The sequence below is a fragment of the Lysobacter sp. cf310 genome (genome assembly GCF_900114355.1).
Classification (GTDB): Bacteria; Pseudomonadota; Gammaproteobacteria; order Xanthomonadales; family Xanthomonadaceae; genus Lysobacter.
In genome coordinates this window covers 528,245-549,555 of record NZ_FOSS01000001.1, presented here as the reverse complement: position 1 = coordinate 549,555, position 21,311 = coordinate 528,245, and the positions used below count along the sequence as shown (strand labels likewise).

At 68.4% G+C, this 21,311-nt stretch carries 20 protein-coding genes; 4 read left to right on the top strand and 16 right to left on the bottom strand.

The window, feature by feature from the left end; genetic code table 11:
* Nucleotides 1–124: 124 nt before the first annotated feature.
* A complete protein-coding gene (gene mgtE / locus BMZ45_RS02385) occupies nt 125–1,486 on the bottom strand; it encodes a magnesium transporter (RefSeq protein ID WP_056182786.1) in 1,362 nt (453 codons plus the stop codon).
* Between the two features lie 316 nt (nt 1,487–1,802).
* Between mgtE and BMZ45_RS02380 the strand changes: the two genes are divergently transcribed.
* Nucleotides 1,803–2,360, top strand: a complete 558-nt coding sequence (locus BMZ45_RS02380; protein WP_091631994.1) for a DUF4189 domain-containing protein — start codon at nt 1,803–1,805, stop codon at nt 2,358–2,360.
* A gap of 22 nt (nt 2,361–2,382) precedes the next feature.
* Here BMZ45_RS02380 and ptsP read toward each other — a convergent pair whose 3' ends face one another.
* The 15 genes from ptsP to BMZ45_RS02305 all read right to left on the bottom strand — a co-directional run bounded on the left by ptsP (nt 2,383) and on the right by BMZ45_RS02305 (nt 14,530).
* On the bottom strand, nt 2,383–4,095 hold the full coding sequence (gene ptsP / locus BMZ45_RS02375) for a phosphoenolpyruvate--protein phosphotransferase (RefSeq protein ID WP_091631992.1): 1,713 nt from the start codon (nt 4,093–4,095) through the stop codon (nt 2,383–2,385).
* A gap of 29 nt (nt 4,096–4,124) precedes the next feature.
* On the bottom strand, nt 4,125–4,394 hold the full coding sequence (locus BMZ45_RS02370) for an HPr family phosphocarrier protein (protein ID WP_091631989.1): 270 nt from the start codon (nt 4,392–4,394) through the stop codon (nt 4,125–4,127).
* A gap of 61 nt (nt 4,395–4,455) precedes the next feature.
* On the bottom strand, nt 4,456–4,848 hold the full coding sequence (locus tag BMZ45_RS02365; RefSeq protein ID WP_057163929.1) for a PTS sugar transporter subunit IIA: 393 nt from the start codon (nt 4,846–4,848) through the stop codon (nt 4,456–4,458).
* A 157-nt stretch (nt 4,849–5,005) separates the two neighbouring features.
* Nucleotides 5,006–5,299: a hypothetical protein gene (locus tag BMZ45_RS02360; RefSeq protein ID WP_139215364.1), complete on the bottom strand. Its 294-nt coding sequence runs from the start codon at nt 5,297–5,299 to the stop codon at nt 5,006–5,008.
* Between the two features lie 68 nt (nt 5,300–5,367).
* Nucleotides 5,368–5,706 (bottom strand): hypothetical protein, encoded by a 339-nt coding sequence (locus BMZ45_RS02355; RefSeq protein WP_091631984.1) that lies wholly within the window; start codon nt 5,704–5,706, stop codon nt 5,368–5,370.
* Nucleotides 5,707–5,883: 177 nt separating this feature from the next.
* Nucleotides 5,884–6,765 carry an RNase adapter RapZ gene (gene rapZ, locus BMZ45_RS02350; protein ID WP_091631981.1) on the bottom strand — a complete coding sequence of 294 codons (882 nt, stop codon included), beginning with the start codon at nt 6,763–6,765 and terminating at the stop codon, nt 5,884–5,886.
* On the bottom strand, nt 6,762–7,712 hold the full coding sequence (hprK, locus tag BMZ45_RS02345; protein WP_091631978.1) for an HPr(Ser) kinase/phosphatase: 951 nt from the start codon (nt 7,710–7,712) through the stop codon (nt 6,762–6,764). The genes rapZ and hprK overlap by 4 nt, the downstream gene beginning before the upstream one ends.
* Nucleotides 7,709–8,182 (bottom strand): PTS sugar transporter subunit IIA, encoded by a 474-nt coding sequence (locus tag BMZ45_RS02340; protein ID WP_091631975.1) that lies wholly within the window; start codon nt 8,180–8,182, stop codon nt 7,709–7,711. Before BMZ45_RS02340 ends, hprK begins: the two co-directional genes overlap by 4 nt.
* A gap of 43 nt (nt 8,183–8,225) precedes the next feature.
* The gene (gene raiA / locus BMZ45_RS02335) at nt 8,226–8,552 is read right to left on the bottom strand and encodes a ribosome hibernation-promoting factor, HPF/YfiA family (protein ID WP_091631973.1); all 327 of its coding nucleotides are present in this window, start codon (nt 8,550–8,552) and stop codon (nt 8,226–8,228) included.
* Between the two features lie 980 nt (nt 8,553–9,532).
* Nucleotides 9,533–10,975, bottom strand: a complete 1,443-nt coding sequence (locus BMZ45_RS02330) for an RNA polymerase factor sigma-54 (RefSeq protein ID WP_091631970.1) — start codon at nt 10,973–10,975, stop codon at nt 9,533–9,535.
* A 97-nt stretch (nt 10,976–11,072) separates the two neighbouring features.
* Nucleotides 11,073–11,792, bottom strand: coding sequence for an LPS export ABC transporter ATP-binding protein (lptB, locus tag BMZ45_RS02325; RefSeq protein ID WP_091631967.1), 720 nt, complete (start codon nt 11,790–11,792; stop codon nt 11,073–11,075).
* Nucleotides 11,792–12,319, bottom strand: a complete 528-nt coding sequence (gene lptA, locus BMZ45_RS02320; protein ID WP_091631965.1) for a lipopolysaccharide transport periplasmic protein LptA — start codon at nt 12,317–12,319, stop codon at nt 11,792–11,794. Before lptA ends, lptB begins: the two co-directional genes overlap by 1 nt.
* Entirely contained in the window at nt 12,300–12,866 is a 567-nt protein-coding gene (gene lptC, locus BMZ45_RS02315; protein WP_091631962.1) for an LPS export ABC transporter periplasmic protein LptC, read from the bottom strand. Before lptC ends, lptA begins: the two co-directional genes overlap by 20 nt.
* Nucleotides 12,863–13,411 (bottom strand): KdsC family phosphatase, encoded by a 549-nt coding sequence (locus BMZ45_RS02310; RefSeq protein WP_091631960.1) that lies wholly within the window; start codon nt 13,409–13,411, stop codon nt 12,863–12,865. The genes lptC and BMZ45_RS02310 overlap by 4 nt, the downstream gene beginning before the upstream one ends.
* 102 nt (nt 13,412–13,513) lie before the next feature.
* Entirely contained in the window at nt 13,514–14,530 is a 1,017-nt protein-coding gene (locus tag BMZ45_RS02305; RefSeq protein ID WP_091631957.1) for a KpsF/GutQ family sugar-phosphate isomerase, read from the bottom strand.
* 477 nt (nt 14,531–15,007) lie between these two features.
* Here BMZ45_RS02305 and BMZ45_RS02300 point away from each other — a divergent pair, with 477 nt between their 5' ends.
* From BMZ45_RS02300 to BMZ45_RS02290, 3 genes are all read left to right on the top strand, one after another.
* Nucleotides 15,008–15,247 (top strand): BolA family protein, encoded by a 240-nt coding sequence (locus BMZ45_RS02300; RefSeq protein WP_056182837.1) that lies wholly within the window; start codon nt 15,008–15,010, stop codon nt 15,245–15,247.
* 116 nt (nt 15,248–15,363) lie between these two features.
* Nucleotides 15,364–16,620: a UDP-N-acetylglucosamine 1-carboxyvinyltransferase gene (gene murA, locus BMZ45_RS02295; protein WP_091631954.1), complete on the top strand. Its 1,257-nt coding sequence runs from the start codon at nt 15,364–15,366 to the stop codon at nt 16,618–16,620.
* Nucleotides 16,621–16,835: 215 nt separating this feature from the next.
* Nucleotides 16,836–21,251 carry an RHS repeat protein gene (locus BMZ45_RS02290; protein WP_175488891.1) on the top strand — a complete coding sequence of 1,472 codons (4,416 nt, stop codon included), beginning with the start codon at nt 16,836–16,838 and terminating at the stop codon, nt 21,249–21,251.
* Nucleotides 21,252–21,311: the final 60 nt, after the last annotated feature.

Here is a 21,311-nt window from a genome sequence, read left to right as displayed (position 1 = left end):
CGATCCTGCGATTTGCCGCGACCGCCACATTGGGAAAAGTCGTCGTTCACCTTCGTGGATCCCGTTCAGCGAGCGTGGTGATGCGCAGCACGATCCAGGTGTGCGCCGCTGCGTCCGAGCGCGCTCAGCGCAGCAGGATCAGCGTGGCCAGGCCGAGGAAGCTCAGGAAGCCCATCACGTCGGTGAGCGTGGTCAGCACCACGCCGCCGGCCAGGGCCGGATCGAAGCCCAGACGCTTGAGCGTGACCGGCACCAGCACGCCACCGGCCGCGGCGGTGAGCAGATTGATCGTGAGCGCGGCGCCGATCACCAGCGACAGGCCGGGCTGGCGGAACCACAGCAGCACGATCAGACCCAGGCCGATGCCCAGCACCACGCCGTTGATCAGCGCCACCGACAGCTCCTTGCGCAGCAGCACGCCGACGTTGGACGCGCCGATCTGGCCCAGGGCCAGGCCGCGGATCATCAGCGCCAGCACCTGAGTACCGGCGTTGCCGCCCATGCCGGCGACGATCGGCATCAGCGCCGCCAGGGCGACCAGCTTGGCGATGGAGTCCTCGAACTGGCCGACCACGCTGGCGGCCAGGAAGGCGGTGCACAGGTTCACGCTGAGCCAGATCAGGCGGCGCCGGAACGCGCGCCGGACCGGGCTGAACAAGTCCTCGTCCTCGTCCAGGCCGGCCGCGCTCAAGGCCTGGTGCTCGGCCTGGTCGCGGATGATGTCGACCACGTCGTCGATGGTGATGCGGCCGAGCAGGATGTTGTTGTCGTCGACGACCGGGGCGCTGATCCAGTCGTGGTCGGAGAACTGGCGCGCGACTTCGCTGTCGGTCTCGGTCACGTCGATCGCCGGCTGCTCGTCGTCGATCAGTTCGTTGATCGGCGTGCCGGGCTCGTGGGTGAGCAGGGCGGCCAGGGCGATGCGACCCAGGTACTGGTGGCGGCGGCTGACCACGTACAGGTGGTCGGTGTGTTCGGGCAGTTCGCCGCGCAGGCGCAGGTAGCGCAGCACTACGTCGATGGTGGTGTCGGCGCGCACCGTCACCACGTCCGGGTTCATCAGGCGGCCGGCGGTGTCCTCCGCGTACGACAGCACCTGCTCCAGGCGCTCGCGGTTTTCGCGGTCCATCGACTTGAGGACTTCGTCGATGACGGTGTCGGGCAGATCCTCGACCAGATCGGCGAGGTCGTCGATGTCGAGGTCCTCGACCGCGGCCACGATCTCGTCGGTGTCCATGTCCGCGAGCAGGCTTTCGCGCACTTCGTCGCCGACGTGGACCAGCACCTCGCCGTCGTCCTCGGGATCGACCAGGCCCCAGACCACGACGCGCTTGCCGGGCGGCAGCGATTCGAGCAGGTTGCCGATCTCGGCGGGCGAGAGGGTGTTGACCAGGCGCCGCACCGGCCCCAGACGACCGCTGTCGAGCGCATCGGAAAGCAGGCGCAGCTGACGCGCGGTCTTGTCGTGGCGGACGGCTTCGGCCATGCGGTACTTCCGTTGGCGCGTCGCGGCCACGAGGGCGGCGACTGGGTTAAGCGTTCATGCGGGCATTATCGCCCGCGAGGCCGGCAAAGCCTAGAGAAATCGGCATCCGCGCGCGTTGGCGCGGCGTACGCCGCATCGCTGGGAGCGACGCGGCACACGCGTGTACGCGCATGCGCGACCGGTCCGCCGCAAATTCGGTGGACAGTCCGGTGGCGCATCCGGCCGGCGCGCGCGTGGCCGCCACAATGGCGGGGCGCGCACTCGCGTATTCGGCGCGAGCGCGGACCGCAGCGGGCGCAGACAGGGGGAAGCAAGGATGAACATCAACACGTGGGCCCTGATCGGCCTGTTGCTCGTCGCCGGCGGCGCGCGCGCCGAGCAGGGCTGTCCGGACGGGCAGTATCCGGGCGGCAGTTCGGCCGGCCAGCTGTGCATCCCGCTACCGGGCTACGGCATCAACGGCGGCAACAAACCGGCCGAGTCGGCGCCCGAGGGCGGGCCGCAGGCGGTCAAGCACGAGTACAAGGCCTGGGCCGCGATCGCCCACGATCCGGTCAGGCGCAGCCTGGGCATGGCCGGGCAGGACAACGGCATCAGCGAACGAAAAGAAGCCGAGCAGGGCGCGATCGAGGCCTGCCGCGCCAACGGCGGCGGCGCCGACTGCAAGGTCCTGATCGCCTATCGCGCCGAGTGCGCGGCGATCGCGGTGGGCATGGGGGCGGACGGCAACGCCAGCCTCTACGCCGACAAGGGCCGCAGCGAGGAGCAGGCGCTGGCGACGGCGCTGGCGCGTTGCGGCAAGGCCGCGCGGATGTGCCAGAAGATCAGCAGCAACTGCGTGACCGGCAGCTTCTACTTCGACGGCTGGAAGTAGCCCGCCGCGCGTGGGCCACGGTTCAGTCCGCGCGCAGCCAGGCCTCGATCGCCTTGCGGTCGCGCGCGCGCAGCAGCGCCGGCGCACGCGCGCGCAGCGCGCCCAGGTCCATGCCGCGGATCGCGCGCCGCAGCTCCAGCAAGGTCGCCGGGTGCAGGCTGAATTCCTCCAACCCCAGGGCCAGCAGCAGCGGCGCGAAGGCCGGGTCGCCGGCCATCTCGCCGCACACCGCCACCGACTTGCCGCGCGCGCGCGCCAGCCGGATCACGTCGCGGATCAGGCGCAGCACGGCCGGGTGCAGGGGCGTGTAGAGCTCGCCCAGGGCCTCGTTGTTGCGGTCGGCGGCTAGCAGGTACTGGATCAGATCGTTGGTGCCGATCGACAGGAAATCGATCGCGCCGATGAAGCTGGGCAGGGCGATCGCGGCCGCGGGCACCTCGATCATCGCCCCCAGCGGCACGTGTTCGGCGATCTCGTGGCCCTCGCGACGCAGGTCGGCGGCGACCTGGTCGAGCAGGCGCTTGACCCGTCGGATTTCCTCGCGCGAGCTCACCATCGGCACCAGCACGCGCAGCGGGCCGTAGCCGGAGGCGCGCAGCAGCGCGCGCAGCTGGGTTTCGAGCAGGCCGTCGCGCGCCAGCGACAGGCGAACGCCGCGCAGGCCCAGGGCCGGGTTGGGTTCGTCGCGCAGGGCCAGGCCGGTGCGGTCGGCCTTGTCCGCGCCCAGGTCCAGGGTGCGGATGGTGACCGAGCGGCCGGTCATGCCCAGCACCACGTCGCGGTAGGCGCGGAACTGCTCTTCCTCGGTCGGCAGCTCGCTGCGCTGCAGGAACAGGAACTCGGTGCGGTACAGGCCGACGCCGGCCGCGCCCAAGGCATGCGCCTCGGCCACGTCCTCGCGCGATTCGGCGTTGGCGTAGAGCTTGATGTCGACGCCGTCGACGGTGCGCGTGGGCTCGCGGCGCAGGCGGTGCAGCTGCTTGCGTTCGCGCGCGTGCTCGCGCACCCGAGTGCGGTGCGCGCGCAGGTCGTCGGCGTTGGGCTCCAGGATCACCGTGCCGCTGCTGCCGTCCACGGTCAGCGCGTCGCCGTCGTTGATCTTGAGCAGGGCCTGCGAGGCGCCCACCACCAGCGGCAGGTGCAGGCTGCGCGCGAGGATGGCGCTGTGCGAGAGCGCGCTGCCGGCGGAGGTCACGATCGCCAGCACGCCCTGGGTCTGCAGCTGCGCCAGTTCGGCCGGGGCGACGTTGTCGGTGATCAGGATCTCGCCGGCCACGCCCTGCATCTCGCCGGCACGGCGGTGCAGGGCGGCGTGGATGCGGCCGATGACCTGGTCGATGTCGTCGACGCGGCTGCGGAAATAGGCGTCGTCCATGGCCTCGAACACCGAGGCGATGCGGTCGCGCTGCAGGCGCAGGGCATAGTCGGCGGCGTAGCGGCCGGTGCGGATCAGCTCGTCCAGGCCGTGCAGCAGTTCGGGGTCGTCCAGCAGCAGGGTGTGCAGGTCGAGGAACTCGCCGACCTCGTGCGCGAGCGCCCCGTGCAGGCGTTCGCGCAGGGCGTGCATCTCGCCGCGCACGGTCTCGATGGCGGCGTGCAGGCGCGCCAGCTCGGCTTCGACCTGGGCCGGCGAGATCCGCTCCTCGGCGACTTCCAGCGCGTGCGGCAGACGGACCCGGGCACGGCCCAGCGCACTGCCCCGCGATGCGCCATGTCCGAAGAACGCTTGCCTCATCTAGCCTGCCTCACGTTAGCGCGCACCGCTCAGCTGTCTTCGTCGAAGCGGCGATCGAACAGCGCGATCACGGCATCGACCGCGGTGGTTTCGTCCTCGCCTTCCACGCGCAGCTTGACCGCGGTGCCCTGGCCGGCGGCGAGCAGCATCACGCCCATGATGCTCTTGGCGTTGACCTCGCGGCCCTTGGCGGTGAGGGTGGCGCTGCTGCGGAAGCCGGACAGCACCTGCACCAGCTTGGCGGTGGCGCGGGCATGCAGGCCCAGTCGGTTGGAGACGGTCAGTTCGCGTTCGATCATTGCGGGTTCCTCAAAATCCGTCTCGTTGTTGCGGTGTCGCGCTGCGGTCTGGGGTCGGACATCAGGCCTCGTCGATGATCACGCCGTTGCGCGCCCCGGCCGCGGCGACCGCGGGGAGTTCGTCCAGGTCGAGGTCGGAATAGTTCAACACCCGCAGCAGCATCGGCAGGCTCAGCGCCGACACGCGGCGCACCGGCGTGCCCAGACGGGCGACGCGGGCGGCGAGATTGCTGGGCGAGGCGCCGTACAGATCGGTCAGCACCAGCACGCCCTGGCCGCCGTCGACGCGGCGCAGCGCGGCGCTGGCCATCGGCAGCAGCAGGTCGTGGTCGGCATCGAACGGCACTTCCAGCGCTTCCAGTTTCAGCGGCAACGGCCGCATCAACCGGCTCGCGACCGCGACCAGCGCATTGCCGATGCCTTCATGGGTGATGAGGAGGATGCCGACGCTCATGCGGCCAACTTAGCAGACGGCGGTGACAGCCCGGAAGCGTCGGAAGGGCCGCGCTTGCGATTTTGCGAGCGCGGTCGGCGACGCTCGCGGCATGGGCGGCCCGGAGGCCGCCCATGCGGGGTGGTGGGGGCGGGCGCGTCGCGTCCGCGACGGGTCCTTACTGCGCTGGCTGCGGCTTGGCGTCGGTCGAGGGCTGGTCCGGCGGGGTCTGGTTGGAACTGCCCTCGACCGGCGGCGGGGTGCCTGCATCGGTGGCCGGCGGCGTGCCGTCGCTGGGCGGCGGCGCGGTGTCGGCCGGGGGCGGTGCGGTGTCCGCGGGCGCTGCGGTGTCGGTGGCCGGCGGCGGCAGCTCCCCGGCCGGCGGCTCGGGCTTGCTGCAAGCGGTCAATGCGACGCCGGCCAGCAGGGCGCTCAGGGCCAGGGCCAGCGGGCGAAGAACATGGGCATTCATGGTGGGCTCCTTGGTCTGGGCCGGGCCGCGATCGGGACGCGCGCGGCGACGCGATCGCGGCATCCGGCTTACTTGCGTTTGCCGGCCTCGTGCTTGACGGCATCGGCGTGGTACTCGGCCTCGCTCAGCGCGCCGTCGCGGTTCTTGTCGCGCGCGGCGAAGTCGCGGCTGAGCTGGCTGTCGATCGCGGCTTCGGCCTGGCTGATCTTGCCGTCGCTGTCGACGTCGAATTCGGCGAAGGCGGGCGTGACGCGGGCCGCGGCCGGCGCCGCTTGCATGGCGTCGGCGCCGGTGGTCGGGGGCGGGTCCTGCGGCGGGGGCGTGGCCTGCGCGAATGCTGGCGGTACCGACAGGGCGGCGGTCAGCGCAAGCAGGACGGGCAGCGGATTGCGGATGCGATGGGTCATCGTCGGTGCTCCGGTTCGGGGGACTGCGCCGGAGAGCGCGTATCCACCCTAGCGGCGCCGACGTAGAGCAGCGGCAGGAATGCGCAAAAGTTTCGTAAGGCGGCGCGAAGTCAGCGGCGATTCACCGCTGCGATGTCGTTGCCGAATGCGGCCGAAGGAACAACGCGATCGGCGCGCTCAGTCCAGTTCGCGATGATGCACGGCGACTTCGTTCCAGCCGCGCTCGCGCGCGTGCTCGGCCAGGCGTTCGGCCAGATAGACCGAGCGATGGCGGCCGCCGGTGCAACCGAAGGCGACGGTGGCGTAGCTGCGCGTGCTGTCGGCCTGCAGGCGCGGCAGCCAGGTGTCGAGGAACTCGCCGATCTGGCTCACGAACTGCTGCACATAAGGCTGCGCCTGCAGGTAGTCGCGCACGCCCGCGTCGCGGCCCGACAACGGGCGCAGCGTGGGGTCCCAATGCGGATTGGGCAGCGCGCGCGCGTCGAACACGAAGTCGGCGTCGGCGGGCACGCCGCGGCGGTAGGCGAAGGACTCGAACAGCAGCGACATGCCGGTCTCGCCGCCCATGCCGAACTCGGTGATCACGTAGCGGCGCAGCTGGTGCACGTTGAGGTCGCTGGTGTCGACCACCGCGTCGGCGATCTGGCGCAGCGGGCGCAGCACCTGATGCTCCAGCGCGATCGCGTCGGCCAGGGCCAGGCCGAGCTGGCTCAGCGGATGGCGGCGACGGGTGTCGGCGTAGCGCTTGAGCAGCACCTCGTCGCGCGCGTCGAAGAACACCAGCTTGGGATCCACGCCCAGTGCGCCCACCGTCGACAGCCAGCCCGGAATATTGGCCAGGTCGCTATGGCGGTTGCGCACGTCGATGCTCACCGCGAGTTTGGCCGGCGCGCCGTCGCCGGCCTGCATCACGCTGCGCACGAACTCGGGCAGCAGCTCGGCAGGTAGGTTGTCGACGCAGTAGTAGCCCAGGTCCTCGAAGGTGTGCAGGGCCACCGACTTGCCCGATCCGGACAGGCCACTGACGATGATCAGGACCGGTTCCACGCTCTGATTCATGATTCGCCGCGCTCGAGGAAATTGCTGTGGCGCGCGATGAAGGCCGCGGCCGGATCCAGCCCCTTCATGCGCAGGCTGTGCAGCCGCGTCGCGGCCTCGGTGAGCACGGCCAGGTTGCGGCCGGGCATCACCGGCAGGGTGATCATCGGTACGTCCAGATCCAGCACGCGGCGCAGGCCGGTGTCGCCGGTGAGGCGCTCGATGCCCGAAGGCAGCGGCTCGGTCATGGGCTTGGTCAGGTGCACGATCAGGCGCAGGTATTTGTTGTTCTTGACCGCGGTGTCGCCGAACATCTGGCGGATGTTGAGCACGCCCAGGCCGCGCACTTCCAGTAGGTCCTGCAGCATTTCCGGGCAGGTGCCGTCGAGCACGTCGGGCGCGATCTGGGTGAACTCGGGCGCGTCGTCGGCGACCAGCCGATGGCCGCGCGTGACCAGTTCCAGCGCGAGCTCGCTCTTGCCCGAGCCGGATTCGCCGGTGATCAGCACGCCGATCGAGTAGATCTCCATGAACACGCCGTGCATGGTGATGCGCGGCGCCAGCGTGCGCGCGAGGTGGTACTGCAGGTGGTTGAGCAGTTCGTGGCCGCGGCGCGGCGAGACCCACAACGCGGTGCCGCTTTCCTCGGCGGCCTGGCGCAGGTCCTCGGGACAGGGCTGGTTCTTGCTGATCACCAGCGCCAGCGGGCGGAACTGGATGATCTTCTCGATGGTTTCCCAGCGCAAGCGCGAATCCAGCGCATCCAGCCAGGCCAGCTCCTCGCTGCCCAGGATCTGCACCTTGTTGGGATAGATCGCGTTGAGGTAGCCGGCCAGGGACGGACGCCGCGCCACCGTTTCCACCGCCGCGACCACGCGGTCGTCGCCGCGCTGGCCGGCCAGCCAGCGCAGGTCCAGGCGTTCGCGCTGCTGCTCGAACAGCTCGCCGGCGCTGATGCTGGTGGTCATGCGCGCGCTCCGCTGCGCAGGGCGGTGCCGCCGAGCAGGCGCCAGCCGAGTTCGTCGACGTCGGCCGCGCCGCGCAGGGCGGCGCGGAAATCGGCGTCGCCGAAGCGCTCGGCCAGTTCGGCCAGCAGCTGCAGATGCTGTTGCACGTAATGTTCGGGCACGGTCATGGCGAGCACCAGATCGACTTTTTCACCGTCGGCGGCGCCGAAGTCTACCGGTTGTTCGAGGCGCAGGAAGGCGCCGCGGCTGTCATCGAACAGGGCGCTGCGCCCGTGCGGGATGGCCACGCCGTGGCCGATGGCGGTGCTGGCCAGACGCTCGCGTTCGCGCAGGCTGTCGCCGATGGCGCGGATCGCCGTCGGCGTGCCGTCGGCCAGCAGGCGCGCGGCGGCGTCCAAAACGGTGTCGCGATCGCCGGATTCCTCCAGGATCGCGACCCGTTGCGCGCTCAGCAGTTCATGAAGCGGCATCGTTCAACACAGCGTCGGGAGGCGCCGCATTATCCCCGAACGATCAGCCGAATTCGCCGTTCCGGGCGAGACTTTCTCCACGGTGATGGTCGACCAGCTTGCTCTTGTGCTTCATCAGCAGGCGGTCCAGCTTGTCGGCGAGCAGGTCGATGGCCGCGTACATGTCGATGGCGGCGGCGTCGCAGTGCAGGGTGCGGCCGGCGAGGTTCACGGTCGCTTCGGCGCGATGGTCGGGCTTGTCGAGGCTGAGTTGGGTGCGAATGTCGAAAGGCTGTTCGTAATGACGCTGCAGCCGCGCCAGCTTGGTTTCGACGTAGTCACGCAGGGCGGTGGTGACTTCGATCTGCTGGCTGTGGGTTTCGATACGCATCGGAGGCCTCCTTACACGTTGCAGGGAATGCGGCTCCGTAGCCGGAGCCACGAACCCAGCATCGCACGCTGGGGCGTGGGCGCAAGGGGTGGATGACACGAAATCTGGCGGCTGGGGTGAAAAGCGTTGATCCGATGGGGGTTTCGTGTGAACTGCGACCAAAGTCGGGTGGGCGGGTGAAAACGAAGTTAATAAAGCGCTGCGAAAATGTTCCACGCGCGGCGGCGATGCTCCACGCGCGAGGGTCCGTCTTGGGGCTGATCCTTTTCCCGCCTGCGAGAGAGGGGTGAGGTGAGGCGCACTTGATCTCCCTTCTCCCGCCTGCGGGAGAAGGTGCCCGGAGGGCGGATGAGGGCGACGGGTGAGATCGGAGCTTGCGGCCTGCGGCGCACCCTCACCCCAACCCCTTTCCCGCTCGCGGGAGAGGGGCTAAAGCGAGGCGGACTTGATCTCCCTCTCCCGCCAGAGGGAGAAGGGCTAAAGCGAGGCGCACTTGATCTCCCTTCTCCCGCCTGCGGGAGAAGGTGCCCGAAGGGCGGATGAGGGCGACGGGTGAGGTGAGAGCTTGCGCCTGCGGCGCGCCCTCACCCCAACCCCTCTCCCGCCAGCGGGAGAGGGGCTAAAGCGAGGCGCACTTGACCTCCCTTACTCCCGCCAGCGGGAGAAGGGCTAAAGCGAGGCGCACTTGATCTCCCTTCTCCCGCCTGCGGGAGAAGGTGCCCGAAGGGCGGATGAGGGCGACGGGTGAGGTGAGAGCTTGCGCCTGCGGCGCGCCCTCACCCCAACCCCTCTCCCGCGAGCGGGAGAGGGGCTAAAGCGAGGCGGACTTGATCTCCCTCTCCCGCCAGCGGGAGAAGGGCTAAAGGGAGGCGCACTTGATCTCCCTTCTCCCGCCTGCGGGAGAAGGTGCCCGGAGGGCGGATGAGGGCGGATGAGGGCGGCCTGGGGGGCTTCGGGCTAGGCCAGGCCACAGCCCGGCCTCAGGCCATCCGCACCCGATCCTGCGACGAGGGAATGCTCATCGCCTCGCGGTATTTGGCCACGGTGCGGCGCGCGACCGGTACGCCGGTGGCCTTGAGGGTTTCGGCCAGGCGCGCGTCGGATAGCGGCTTGCGCGGGTTTTCGGCCTCGATCAGGCGCCGGATCATGGCCTGGATCGCGGTGCTGGAGGCCTCGCCGCCGGTGCCGGTGTCGATGCCGGAGGCGAAGAAGGCGCGTAGCGGCACGGTGCCGCGCGGGGTGCGCGCGTACTTGCGCGAGATCGCGCGCGAGACCGTGGACTCGTGCAGGCCGATCTCGTTGGCGACCTCGCGCAGGGTCAGCGGGCGCAGGGCGCTGTCGCCGAATTCCAGGAACGCGGCCTGTTGCTTGAGCAGGCAGCGGGTGACCTTGAGCAGGGTGTCGCCGCGCGCTTCCAGGCTCTTGAGCAGCCAGCGCGCCTCCTGCAGGTGGCCGCGCAGATAGCTGGCGTCGGCCGCGCTGGCGTGGCGGATCATGCCCTCGTAGCCGCGGTGGATCGACACCCGCGGGCGCATGCCGTCGGCCAGGGCGACCCGCCACAGGCCGTGCTGGCGCCAGATCACCACGTCCGGGGCGACATAGGTATCGGCCGCGATCGCGCCGATCTGCGCGCCCGGGCGCGGGTCCAGCGAACGCAGCAACTGCACCGCAGTCTCGACCTCGGCGACCTCCAGCTTGAGCTCAGCCGCCAGCCCGGCCACGCCGACCTTGGGCAGGCGTTCCAGCGGGCCGTTGGCCAGGCGGCTGGCGAGTTCGCGCCCCGGCGTGTCGGCGGGCAACTGGCTCAGCTGCAGGTGCAGGCATTCGCCCAACGAACGCGCGCCGACCCCGACCGGATCGTAGCGCTGGATCTGGTGCAGCACCGTGGTCAGCTCGTCCACGCCGGCGTCGATGGCCGGGCCCAGCGAGGCGGCGATCGCGTCCAGCGGCTCGCGCAGGTAGCCGTCGTCGTCGATGGCCTCGATCAGGGACACCCCGATCAGGCGGTCGCGCGCGGTCAGCGGGCTCAGATGCAGCTGCCACAGCAGATGGTCGTGCAGGGTGTCGGCGTCGGCGACCTGTTCCGCGACCGGGCCGTCGTCGTCCTGGTCGGAGGGGCCGATGCGCTGGTACCAGGGCTCGCCGTCGCTGGCGCCCCAATCGGCTTCCGGCGGCAGGGCGTCGCGGTGGTCCTCGCCGGAGGATTCCGGCGCGCTTTCGCGTTCGTCGCCGCTACTGCCGTTGGCGCCGTTGCTGACGCTGATCGCGGTCTCGGTCCAGTCCAGCAGCGGGTTGCTCTCCACCGCGGTGACCAGTTCGGCTTCCAGTTCCACCGCCGATAGCTGCAACAGACGGATGGCCTGACGCAGTTGCGGCGTCATCACCAGCTGTTGACCTAGCGAGGCTTGGAGGCGGGGCTTCATGCTCGGTGTCTAACGCGACCTGATAGGGCGGGCGGCCGCACGCGCGTTCCAGCAAAGGCGAAAACGCCGACTGGAACCCTGCGCAATCGAGCTAAGGTTACAGGCGGAAGGTTTCGCCCAGGTACACGCGACGGACGTCGGGATTGGCCAGCAGCGCGTCCGGAGCCCCCTGCGCGAGCACGCCGCCTTCGTTGAGGATATACGCCCGGTCGCAAATGCCCAAGGTCTCGCGCACGTTATGGTCGGTGATCAGCACGCCGATGCCTCGATTCTTGAGGTGGCGCACGATTCGCTGGATCTCGCCGACCGAAATCGGGTCGACGCCGGCGAAGGGCTCGTCCAGCAGCATCAGCCGCGGCTTGGCCGCCAGCGCGCGCGCGATCTCGACGCGGCGGCGCTCGCCGCCGGACAGGCTGGCGCCGATCTGCTCGGCGACGTGGGTCACCTGCAGCTCGTCCATCAGATTGGCCAGCTCGCGCTCGCGGCCGTTGCGGTCCAGGTCCTCGCGCAGTTCCAGCACCAGGCGCAGGTTGTCGGCCACGCTGAGCTTGCGGAACACCGAGGGTTCCTGCGGCAGATAGCCCACGCCGTACTTGGCGCGCGCGTACATCGGCTCGCTGGTGATGTCCTTGCCGTCCAGCACGATCTGGCCGGCGTCGGCCGGGACCAGGCCGACGATCATGTAGAAGCAGGTGGTCTTGCCGGCGCCGTTGGGGCCGAGCAGGCCGACCACTTCGCCGGCGTCCAGCGTCAGGCCGAAGTCGCGCACCACTTCGCGCGAACGGTAGGCCTTGCGCAGGCCGCGGGCGACCAGCATCAGCGGCCTCCCTTGGCCGGCGCGGCGGGCTTGCCCTTGGGTTGCAGGCGCAGGTTCACGCGGCCGCCGGTGCCGCCGCTCTCGATCTGGCCGGTCTTCATGTTGTAGACGATGCGTTCGCTCTTGATCGTGTCGCCGGCCTTGTCGACGTAGGCGTTGCCGGTGAGGATCACGGTGTCCTTGGGCATGTCGTAGTCGACTTTGTTGGCGCGGCCGTTGAACGGCGAGCCGTCGTCGAGCTCCTGCTTCAGGTTCACCTGCGAACCGGTCAGGGTCACGTAGCTGATGTCGCCGTCGGCGCGCTTGATGTCGGCCTTGGCGGCGTTGATCACCAGGGTGCCCTGGACGATCTTGACGTTGCCGGTGAGCACGCAGGGGCCGGTGTCGCTGGCGACCGAGCAGTTGCTGTGGTCGGCGCCGACATCCATGGGCTGGTTGCGGTCCGAAGAACGCGCATGCGCCGCGGTGGCCGCCAGCAGGGCGACGATCAGGCACAGCACCTGCGGCTTAGCGGGCTTTCGCTTCATAGCGGACCTTGACGTTGGGGATGTTGACGTTCTTGGTTTCGAGATCGGCCTGCAATCCCGAGCCGGTCATTATAGTCCCCGGCTGAACCACCTTAACCGGAACCGCCGAAGTCGCCTTGTTCGTGTCGGGGAACACGTTCAGTTCCTCGGAGGTGATGCTGATCGGCTTGCCGCCGGCATTGGTGCTGTCGGCCTGGACCGCGCCGCGCAAACGCACCTCGTCGGCCTTGGCGCTGACCCAGGCGGCCTTGGAGCGCACCTCCCAGGCGCCGCCGCCGGCCGCGTCGGCGGGCGGGATCAGGAAGGTCGGGGTGGCGATGTCCATGGTCTTGACGTTGGGGTCGCGCGTCAGCTTGGGCGCGCGCAGGGTGAAGGATTCCTTGCCCTGCTTGTCCAGCACCACCACTTCGAAATCGTTGAGCACGTAGTCCGAGCGCCCGCCGGCGGCCGCGCCGCCATGGTCCTTGTTGCGCTGCGACCACAGCGCCCAGCCGCTGGCGAGCGCGCCCAGCACCAGGAAGGCGGTGATCAGGCCGCGCCAGCTCATTCCAGCACCTGCGCGAGCAGGCGCTCGGCGTGGCCCTGCGCGGCCAGCAGCAGGTCGCACAGCTCGCGGCCGGCGCCGCAGCCGCCCTGGGCGCCGGTGCGCCAGTGCACGCGCTCGCGCACCCAGGGATGGGCGTTGGCGGGCGCGACCGCGAGGCCGACGTGGGCCATCGCGCGCAGATCGGGCAGGTCGTCGCCCATGAAGCTGACCTCGTCCAGGCCCAGGCCCAGGCGCTGCGCGATCTCGCGCACGCAGGCCAGCTTGTCGGCGACGCGGGTATGCGCCTCCAGGCCGAGTTCGGCCGCGCGCTGCTCGGCGATGGTGCTGGCGCGCGCGGTCACGAACGCCACCGCGATCCCGGCCTTGCGCAGCAGCACCAGGCCCTGGCCGTCGTGGACGTGGAAGGCTTTGAGTTCGCGGCCCTCGCTGTCGAAGATCAGGCGGCCGTCGGTCAGGGTGCCGTCGACGTCGAAACAGGCCAGCCGGACCCGGGCGGCGCGTTCGCGGATTTCGGCGGGGTAGTCGTTGAGGTGGCTGTAGGGCATCAGAGCAGGGATTCGGGATTGGGAATTTGGGATTGGAAGAGGCGGCGCCGGAATTCGGCTCGGGATCTCGAATCCCGAATCTCGAATCCCCAATCTCGGCCTTTAAACCACTCTAGCGCGCAACAAGTCATGAATATTGAGGGCGCCGACCACGCGTTGTTCAGCGTCCACCACCAGCAGGCCACTGATCTTGTGGGTTTCCATGAGCTGCGCGGCCTCCACGGCCAGGGCCTCGGGGCCGATGGTCTTGGGCGCGCGGGTCATGACTTCGACGATGCGGGTCGAACGCAGGTCCACGCCCGGATCGTCGAGGGTGCGGCGCAGGTCGCCGTCGGTGTACAGACCGAGCAGGCGCCCGCCGTCGTCGACCACCGCGGTCATGCCCAGGCGCTTGCGGCTCATCTCCACCAGCGCCTCGCTGACGCTGGCGTCGGCCGCGATGCGCGGCACGTCGTCGCCGGCGTGCATGATGTCGGTGATGTGCAGCAGCAGGCGCCGGCCTAGCGCGCCGGCCGGATGCGAGCGGGCGAAATCGTCGGCGGTGAAGCCGCGCGCTTCCAGCAGGGCGACCGCGAGCGCGTCGCCCATCGCCAGCGAGGCGGTGGTGCTGGAGGTCGGCGCCAGCGCCAGCGGGCAGGCCTCGGCGGGCACGCTCACGTCCAGGTGCACGTCGGCCTCGCGCGCCATGGTCGACTGGGCGCGGCCGGTCATCGAGATCAGCTTGTTGCCCTGGCGCTTGAGCACCGGCAGCAGCATCAGCACCTCGTCGCTCTCGCCCGAGTAGGACAGCGCCAGCACGATGTCGGCGTCGGTGATCATGCCCAGGTCGCCGTGGCCGGCTTCGCCCGGGTGCACGTAGAAGGCCGGGGTGCCGGTGGAGGCCAGGGTCGCGGCGATCTTGCGCGCGACGTGGCCGGACTTGCCCATGCCGGTGCAGACCACCCGCCCGCGCGCTTCCAGCATCAGCCGGCAGGCCGCGGTGAAGGCGCCGTCGATGCGCGCGGCGACCGCGGCCAGGGCCTGGCCCTCGATCTCGAACACGCGCCGGCCGCTGGCGGCCAGGCCGGCGTCGGAGACCGGGTGCGGGGCGGACGCCGCGCTGAGGGGGGAGATCGTCATCGGGACTTCGCTCTGGGGCGGGGCGGCGGGGCGCTCCGGGTCGGAAAGGGGGCCGGCGGGTCGCGGCGCGCCGGCAGACCTGGCTCGCCGGCGCGCGTGGCCGACAGGTCGGTGGGACGGGCCGTTCCCTTGCCGCCATTCCGGACCGCGGGGCTTTCCGCTAGGCTAATCCGTGAATTCTATGCGGTTCGTCCGCTGAATGCCCGTCTAGCCGGGCGTCGCAAACGCCCAGCTAGCGCGGCCAGGGACTGGCCGCGTCGGCGAAACCCGCGCGCAAGCGCAGGGATCGCCGCGAGCGCGTCCGGGCTGGTCCCGGGCTGGCGACGCGAGGGGCGCCCCGGACGGGCGCGCTTCGACCTCCGCGAGGCGGGCCGCCAGCGGCACCCCCAACCCTCCACGGCTCGCCGGGCCGCGCGCAACATCGCGCCGACCGTCGTGCCGTCGTCCTCCGACCGACTCCAAGGCTGTGCCCCAGACGTGAACGCCGAAACCATCCAATCCTTGATCGAACAGGGCCTGCCGGGCGCCCGCGCCGACGTGCGCGGCGACGACGGCGTGCATTTCGAAGCCACCGTCGTGGCCGAGGCCTTCCGCGGCAAGCTGCCGCTGGCCCGCCACCGTCTGGTCTACGCCACCCTGGGCGAGCGCATGGGCGGAGAAATCCACGCCCTCGCGCTCAAGACCCTGACCCCCGAAGAAGCCGGGAATCGGGAATAGGGAGTCGGGAATCGGGCCGCGCCTTTTGTCGCGCTCCGATTTCGTCGCGACCTTCAATCCTATCGCCCGCTCTTAACCATTCCCGATTCCCCATTCCCGATTCCCGGCGGAAAAACATGCAGAAGATCGTGGTCGAAGGCGGACAGCCGCTGAACGGCGAAGTCCAGATTTCCGGCGCCAAGAACGCCGTGCTCCCCATCCTGTGCGCGACCTTGCTGGCCGACGCGCCGGTGACGATCCGCAACGTGCCGCACCTGCACGACGTGGTCACCACCGCCAAGCTGCTGGGCGAGCTCGGTGCCGGCGTGGTCACCGACGGCGCCACCATCACCGTCGATCCGACCACGGTCAACAGCCACGTCGCGCCCTACGAGCTGGTCAAGACCATGCGCGCCTCGGTGCTGGTGCTGGGCCCGCTGCTGGCCAAGTACGGCGAGGCCGAAGTCTCGCTGCCGGGCGGCTGCGCGATCGGTTCGCGTCCGGTCGACCAGCACATCAAGGGTCTGCAGGCCCTGGGCGCGCAGATCTCGGTCGAGAACGGCTACATCAAGGCCCATCGCAACGGCCGCCTCAAGGGCGCGCGCTTCGTCTTCGACGTGGTCAGCGTGACCGGTACCGAGAACGTGCTCATGGCCGCGGTCCTGGCCGAGGGCACCAGCGTGCTCGAAAACGCCGCGATGGAACCGGAAGTGGTCGACCTGGCCGACTGCCTCAACGCCCTGGGCGCGAACATCGAACACGCCGGCAGCGGCCGCATCGTCGTGCACGGCGTCGAACGCCTGCACGGAGGCAGCCACGACGTGTTGCCCGACCGCATCGAGACCGGCACCTTCCTGGTCGCCGCCGCGATGACCGGCGGCCGCGTCACCACCACCCACAGCCGTGCCGACACTCTGGATGCGGTGCTCGACAAGCTGCGCGACGCCGGCGCCGTCATCGAAGTCGACGGTGATCGCATCACTCTGGACATGCAGGGCCGCCGCCCGCGTTCGGTCGACCTGACCACCGCGCCGTACCCGGCGTTTCCGACCGACATGCAGGCGCAGTTCATGGCGCTCAACTGCATCGCCGAAGGCGCGGGCGTGATCAACGAAACCATCTTCGAAAACCGCTTCATGCACGTCAACGAACTGCTGCGCCTGGGCGCCGACATCCGGGTCGACGGCCACACCTCGGTGGTGCGCGGCGTGCCCAAGCTCAGCGGCGCCCCGGTGATGGCCACCGACCTGCGCGCCTCGGCCTCCCTGATCCTGGCCGGCCTGGTCGCAGACGGCGAAACCACGATCGACCGCATCTACCACCTGGATCGCGGCTACGAGAACATCGAGGCGAAGCTGTCGCAGTTGGGGGCGAAGATTCGCCGTATCGGTTGATTCGTTGTGTAGTTCAGCATGGATTATAAGCCCCGCTTCGGCGGGGCTTTTTCGATCTTAGTGTTGACTTGGCGACAGGATATTGTTCGCTGGCATGACGCGGTTGTGTGGGGCGTCAGGTTTGGGTCGTGGAACTTCTCGTGGCGTTCGTTCGCCGGTAGCAAAGTGAAGAAGGGCAGGAAATGGGGCAGGTAACGCGAGCGTTCGCATTGGCTATGTTGTTGCTCGGCGTGATCGCGCCGGCTTGGGGGCAGGAGCATTCGTTGCCGTCCACCACCATGTATCAGGCCGGTGTTGACGGCAAGACCTTGCTCTTTGCGAACGCGAACGTGGCCTGTCGACTGGTCGGCGACTCCATCACCCGGAACTCGCCTCAGCCGCCGATCACCTATGCGAATGGCCGATTCGGCACCCATCCGACCTCCGGCATAGGGTGCTACTACGACGTGACCGATCGCTCGACTGGGCAGACGCAATACAACGTTTTCCACCAGAACTACGTGGCGCTCAAACAAGTGTGCCCGGTTGGGTACAACTACCTGAAGAACCAGTTCACCTGTGTGCGCTACTCGTCGGTGGTGGCGCCCGCCAAGGCCTGCCAGCACTGCCCCACGGATGTCGGCAACCCCATTTCCGTCAACAGCGGCGTCAAGATCGAGCGCACGCGCGATGAGCTGACCGCGCAACTGAGCCTGGCGCGCAGCTACAACTCGTTCCCCACCTTCATCGGCTCACCGAACCCGTATGGCGGCTCGTGGTTCTCCGATCTGACGCGCGAGTTGGTCGTGAGCGACGCGCGGCCCTCGCAGTTCCAGGCGGCGCTGGTGATGCGCGCGGACGGGCGCTCGCTGGCGTTCACCCATGACGGCAATGGCCAATGGAAGCCCGAGGACGACCTGCGCCAGTACCGGCTCATTCCGTATCAGGTGGGCGGGCAAAGCTTCTGGGAGCTGCGTAAGCCGGGCAACGCACAGGAGATCTACGACGCTCAGGGCTTGATCCAGCGCGATCTGCGCGACGGCCGCGTGGTGGCGTCCTACGCGCGTGATGCCAACGGTCGGGTGGCCTCCGTCACCGATGCCAACGGCCGCGTGTCCACGATGACCTACGGCGTCAACGACCAGCTCAGCCGCATCGACCTGCCCGACGGGCAGGCCATCGTCTACGGCTACGACGCCAACGGCCAGCTGGCCAGCGTCACCCAGGGCGCCTCGGTCACGTCCTACAGCTACGTCAAGATCGTCAACAGCTGGTACCTGACCGAAGTGGCGCACAACGGCGTGGCGTACGCTACGTTCACCTACGACGGCAACGGCCGCGCCGTCACTACCGAACATGCCGGCGGTGTCGACCGCTACGTGGTCAACTACGGCGCCGACGGCAGCAACGTCAACGTCACCACGCCGCAGGGCGGCAATACCCAGTTCCAGTTCCAGACCCGGTTCGGCGTGCGGGTGCCGAGCCAGCAGGTGGAGTCGGGGGCGGGTGGGATGACCATCGCTGCGGGCACCGTCTACGACACCAAGTCGAACGTCTCCGCCCGCCGCCGCGGCGATCTGCTGTCCTGCCTCTACTACGATGCCGACTGGCTCAGGGTCATCGCGCGTTACGACTACCCGGCGGCCACGACTCCCCAATGCCCGGCCACCGACGCCTTGGCCGCCGCCAGCATCCGCCTGCGCAGCGAGACCACGGTGTGGGACACCGCCCTGGACCTGCCCACGCAGCGCCAGACCTACACCGCCAGCGGTACCGCCTTGGCGAAGCAGGACAACAGCTACAACGCTCGCGGCCAAGTGCTGACGTCCACCGCCACCGACCCGGCAGTGCCCGCCAGTATCCGCAGCAGCACCAGCACCTACTGCGAACAGTCCCACATCACCGCCGGCACCTGCCCGCTGCTGGGTCTGGTGACCTCGGTCAACGGCCCACGTACCGACGTCACCGACACCACCCAGTTCACCTACTACGCCAGCGACGACGCCACCTGCGCCAGCGCCCCGACCACCTGTCCGCACCGCAAGGGCGACCTGTGGAGGGTCACCAACGCCCTGGGCCAAGTCACGGAAACCCTGGCTTACGACGGCGCCGGCCGTCCGCTGTCGGTCAAAGACCCCAACGGCGTCATCACAGACATGGAGTACCACCCCCGTGGCTGGCTGACCGCGCAGAAGGTCCGCGGCCCCAACGCCGGCAGCGAAACCGACGACGCGATCACCCGTTACGAGTACACGCCCACCGGCTTGGTCAGCAAGATCACCCAGCCCGATGGCAGCTACACCGTGTTCGGCTACGACGCCGCACACCGCCTGACCACGGTCACCGATAACGCCGGCAACCAGATCGTCTACACCCTGGACAACGCCGGCCAGCGCACCAAGGAAGACACCAAGGACAGCGGCGGCGTGCTGCTGCGCACCTTGTCGCGCGTCTACAACCAGCTCGGCCAGCTCAGCACCGGCAAGGATGCCTACAACCACGCCACTGGCTACGTCTACGACGCCGCTGGCAACGTAGACACCGTCACTGATGCCCTAAGCACGGTCACCGACAACAACTACGACCCGCTGGGCCGTCTGTTGAAGACCCTGCAGGACACCGCCGGGATCAACGCCCAGACCCAGTACCAATACGACGCGCTGGACCGCCTAACCCAGGTCACCGATCCCAAGGGCCTGAACACCCAGTACCAGTACAACGGTCTGGGCGACCTGTCCCAGCTGACCAGCCCGGACACCGGCATCACCGGCTACACCTACGACAGCGCCGGCAACCGGAAGACGCAGACCGACGCCCGCAACGAGACGGCCACCTACAGCTACGACGCCCTCAACCGCGTGGTCGGTATCGCCTACAGCGATACCGCGCTCAACGTCGGCTACACCTACGACACCACCCAGGCCGTCTGCCAGAGCGGTGAGACCTTCAGCGCCGGCCGCCTGACCCGCATGGACGACGGCAGCGGAAACACCCGCTACTGCTACGACCGCCGCGGCAACGTGGTGCGTAAGGTCCAGACCACCAATGGCCAGGTGTTCACCCTGGTCTACGGCTACACCCTGGCCAACCAGCTGGCGTCGGTCACTTATCCCAGCGGGATGCGGGTGGACTACACCCACAACGCCTTGGGCCAGCCCAGCGGCGTGACCGTGACCCAGCCAGGTCAGCCTGCGCAGGTGCTGCTGACCAGCGTGACCTACTACCCCTTCGGCCCGGTGGCCGAGCTGGAATACGGCGACGGCCGCCGCCTCAAGCGCACCCACAACCAGAACTACCAGCCGGGCGTGATCGAAGACGTGGGCCCGGACGGCCTGTCCCTGGGTTACGAGTTCGACGCCGTCGGCAACCTGATCAAGCTGCGCAAGGGCGACCAGTCCGAGCCGCCGCTGCGGGCCTATGCCTACGATAAGCTCGGCCGCCTGACCGAAACCCGCGACGGCACGACCAACGCGTTGCTGCAGGGCTACACCTACGACGCCACCGGCAACCGCACCAGCAAGACCGACGCGGGCGCTACGCAGACCTATACCTACCCGACCACCAATCACCGCCTGTCACAGGTGGGTGCTACGGCCCGCACGTACGATGCCGTCGGCAACACGGCCGCCATCGGGGGCACAGCCAAAGAGTTCATCTACACCGCGGCCAACCGCATGGGTCAGGTAAAGCAGGGCGGCAATGCGGTGATGAACTATGCCTACAACGGCAAGGGCGAGCAGACGCGGCGTTATCCGACCAGCACCTCAACGGCGCAGACCTATGCGAGCTATGACGAGGCAGGTCATACGGTTGGCGTGTACGACCATGCAGGCAATCGCGTCCAGGAAGTCATCTGGCTGGGCGATCTGCCGATCGGCGTCATCGACACGAACAAGCTCCACTACATCCAGGCCGATCATCTCGGCACGCCGCGCAACGTGATTGATCCGGTCGCGGAGAAATCCGTGTGGGCGTGGCAGTTGGGCGATGAGGCCTTCGGCGACAGCGCACCGAATCAGGATCCAGACAACAACGGCGCGATGTTCGTGTTTGATCTACGGTTCCCTGGGCAGCGCTATGACGTTGTCAGCGGACTAAACTACAACTATTTCCGTGACTATGAGTCTGTCACTGGTCGGTACTTTGAAAGTGATCCGATCGGACTGTGGGATGGTCCCAGTACTTACGCATACGTGCATTCCACGCCGCTACATTCGTTTGATATCTACGGTCTTGCCAGGTATTACGGATTCTCCCCTCCTAGGGAGAAGGAGATGCGTGCGGCAAACGAAGAGGCCATTCAGCGTCTGCGGAAATGCTCAGGCTGCACGGATTGCGGTCCGAACGGGTACTACAGTGGGTACTGCATCTCCGATATGGAGAAAGAGCTGATCATTGCTAAGCTTCATGATGCGGAATATCGCTATGTGCCACGGCAAGTATTTACGACTGATAATCCGCCGCGGCCAGTAGACGCAATTCATGTGAATGCTGATCTAGTGGACGTGTATCCTCATATGTTCATATCGGCAAAGGCTTGCTCTTTGGCCAGCTTGCTTGCTCATGAGGCCGGCCACCAGGCGCAGGTGCGAAACGGTCATCAGAGGATTTTCTTTATGGAAGAACGTTGTTTCGGCTGCAAGAAATGGTGACCCCTATGCGAACAAAAGCACTTGCCCTCGCGATCTCTTGTCTGACAATTGCCAGCTGTG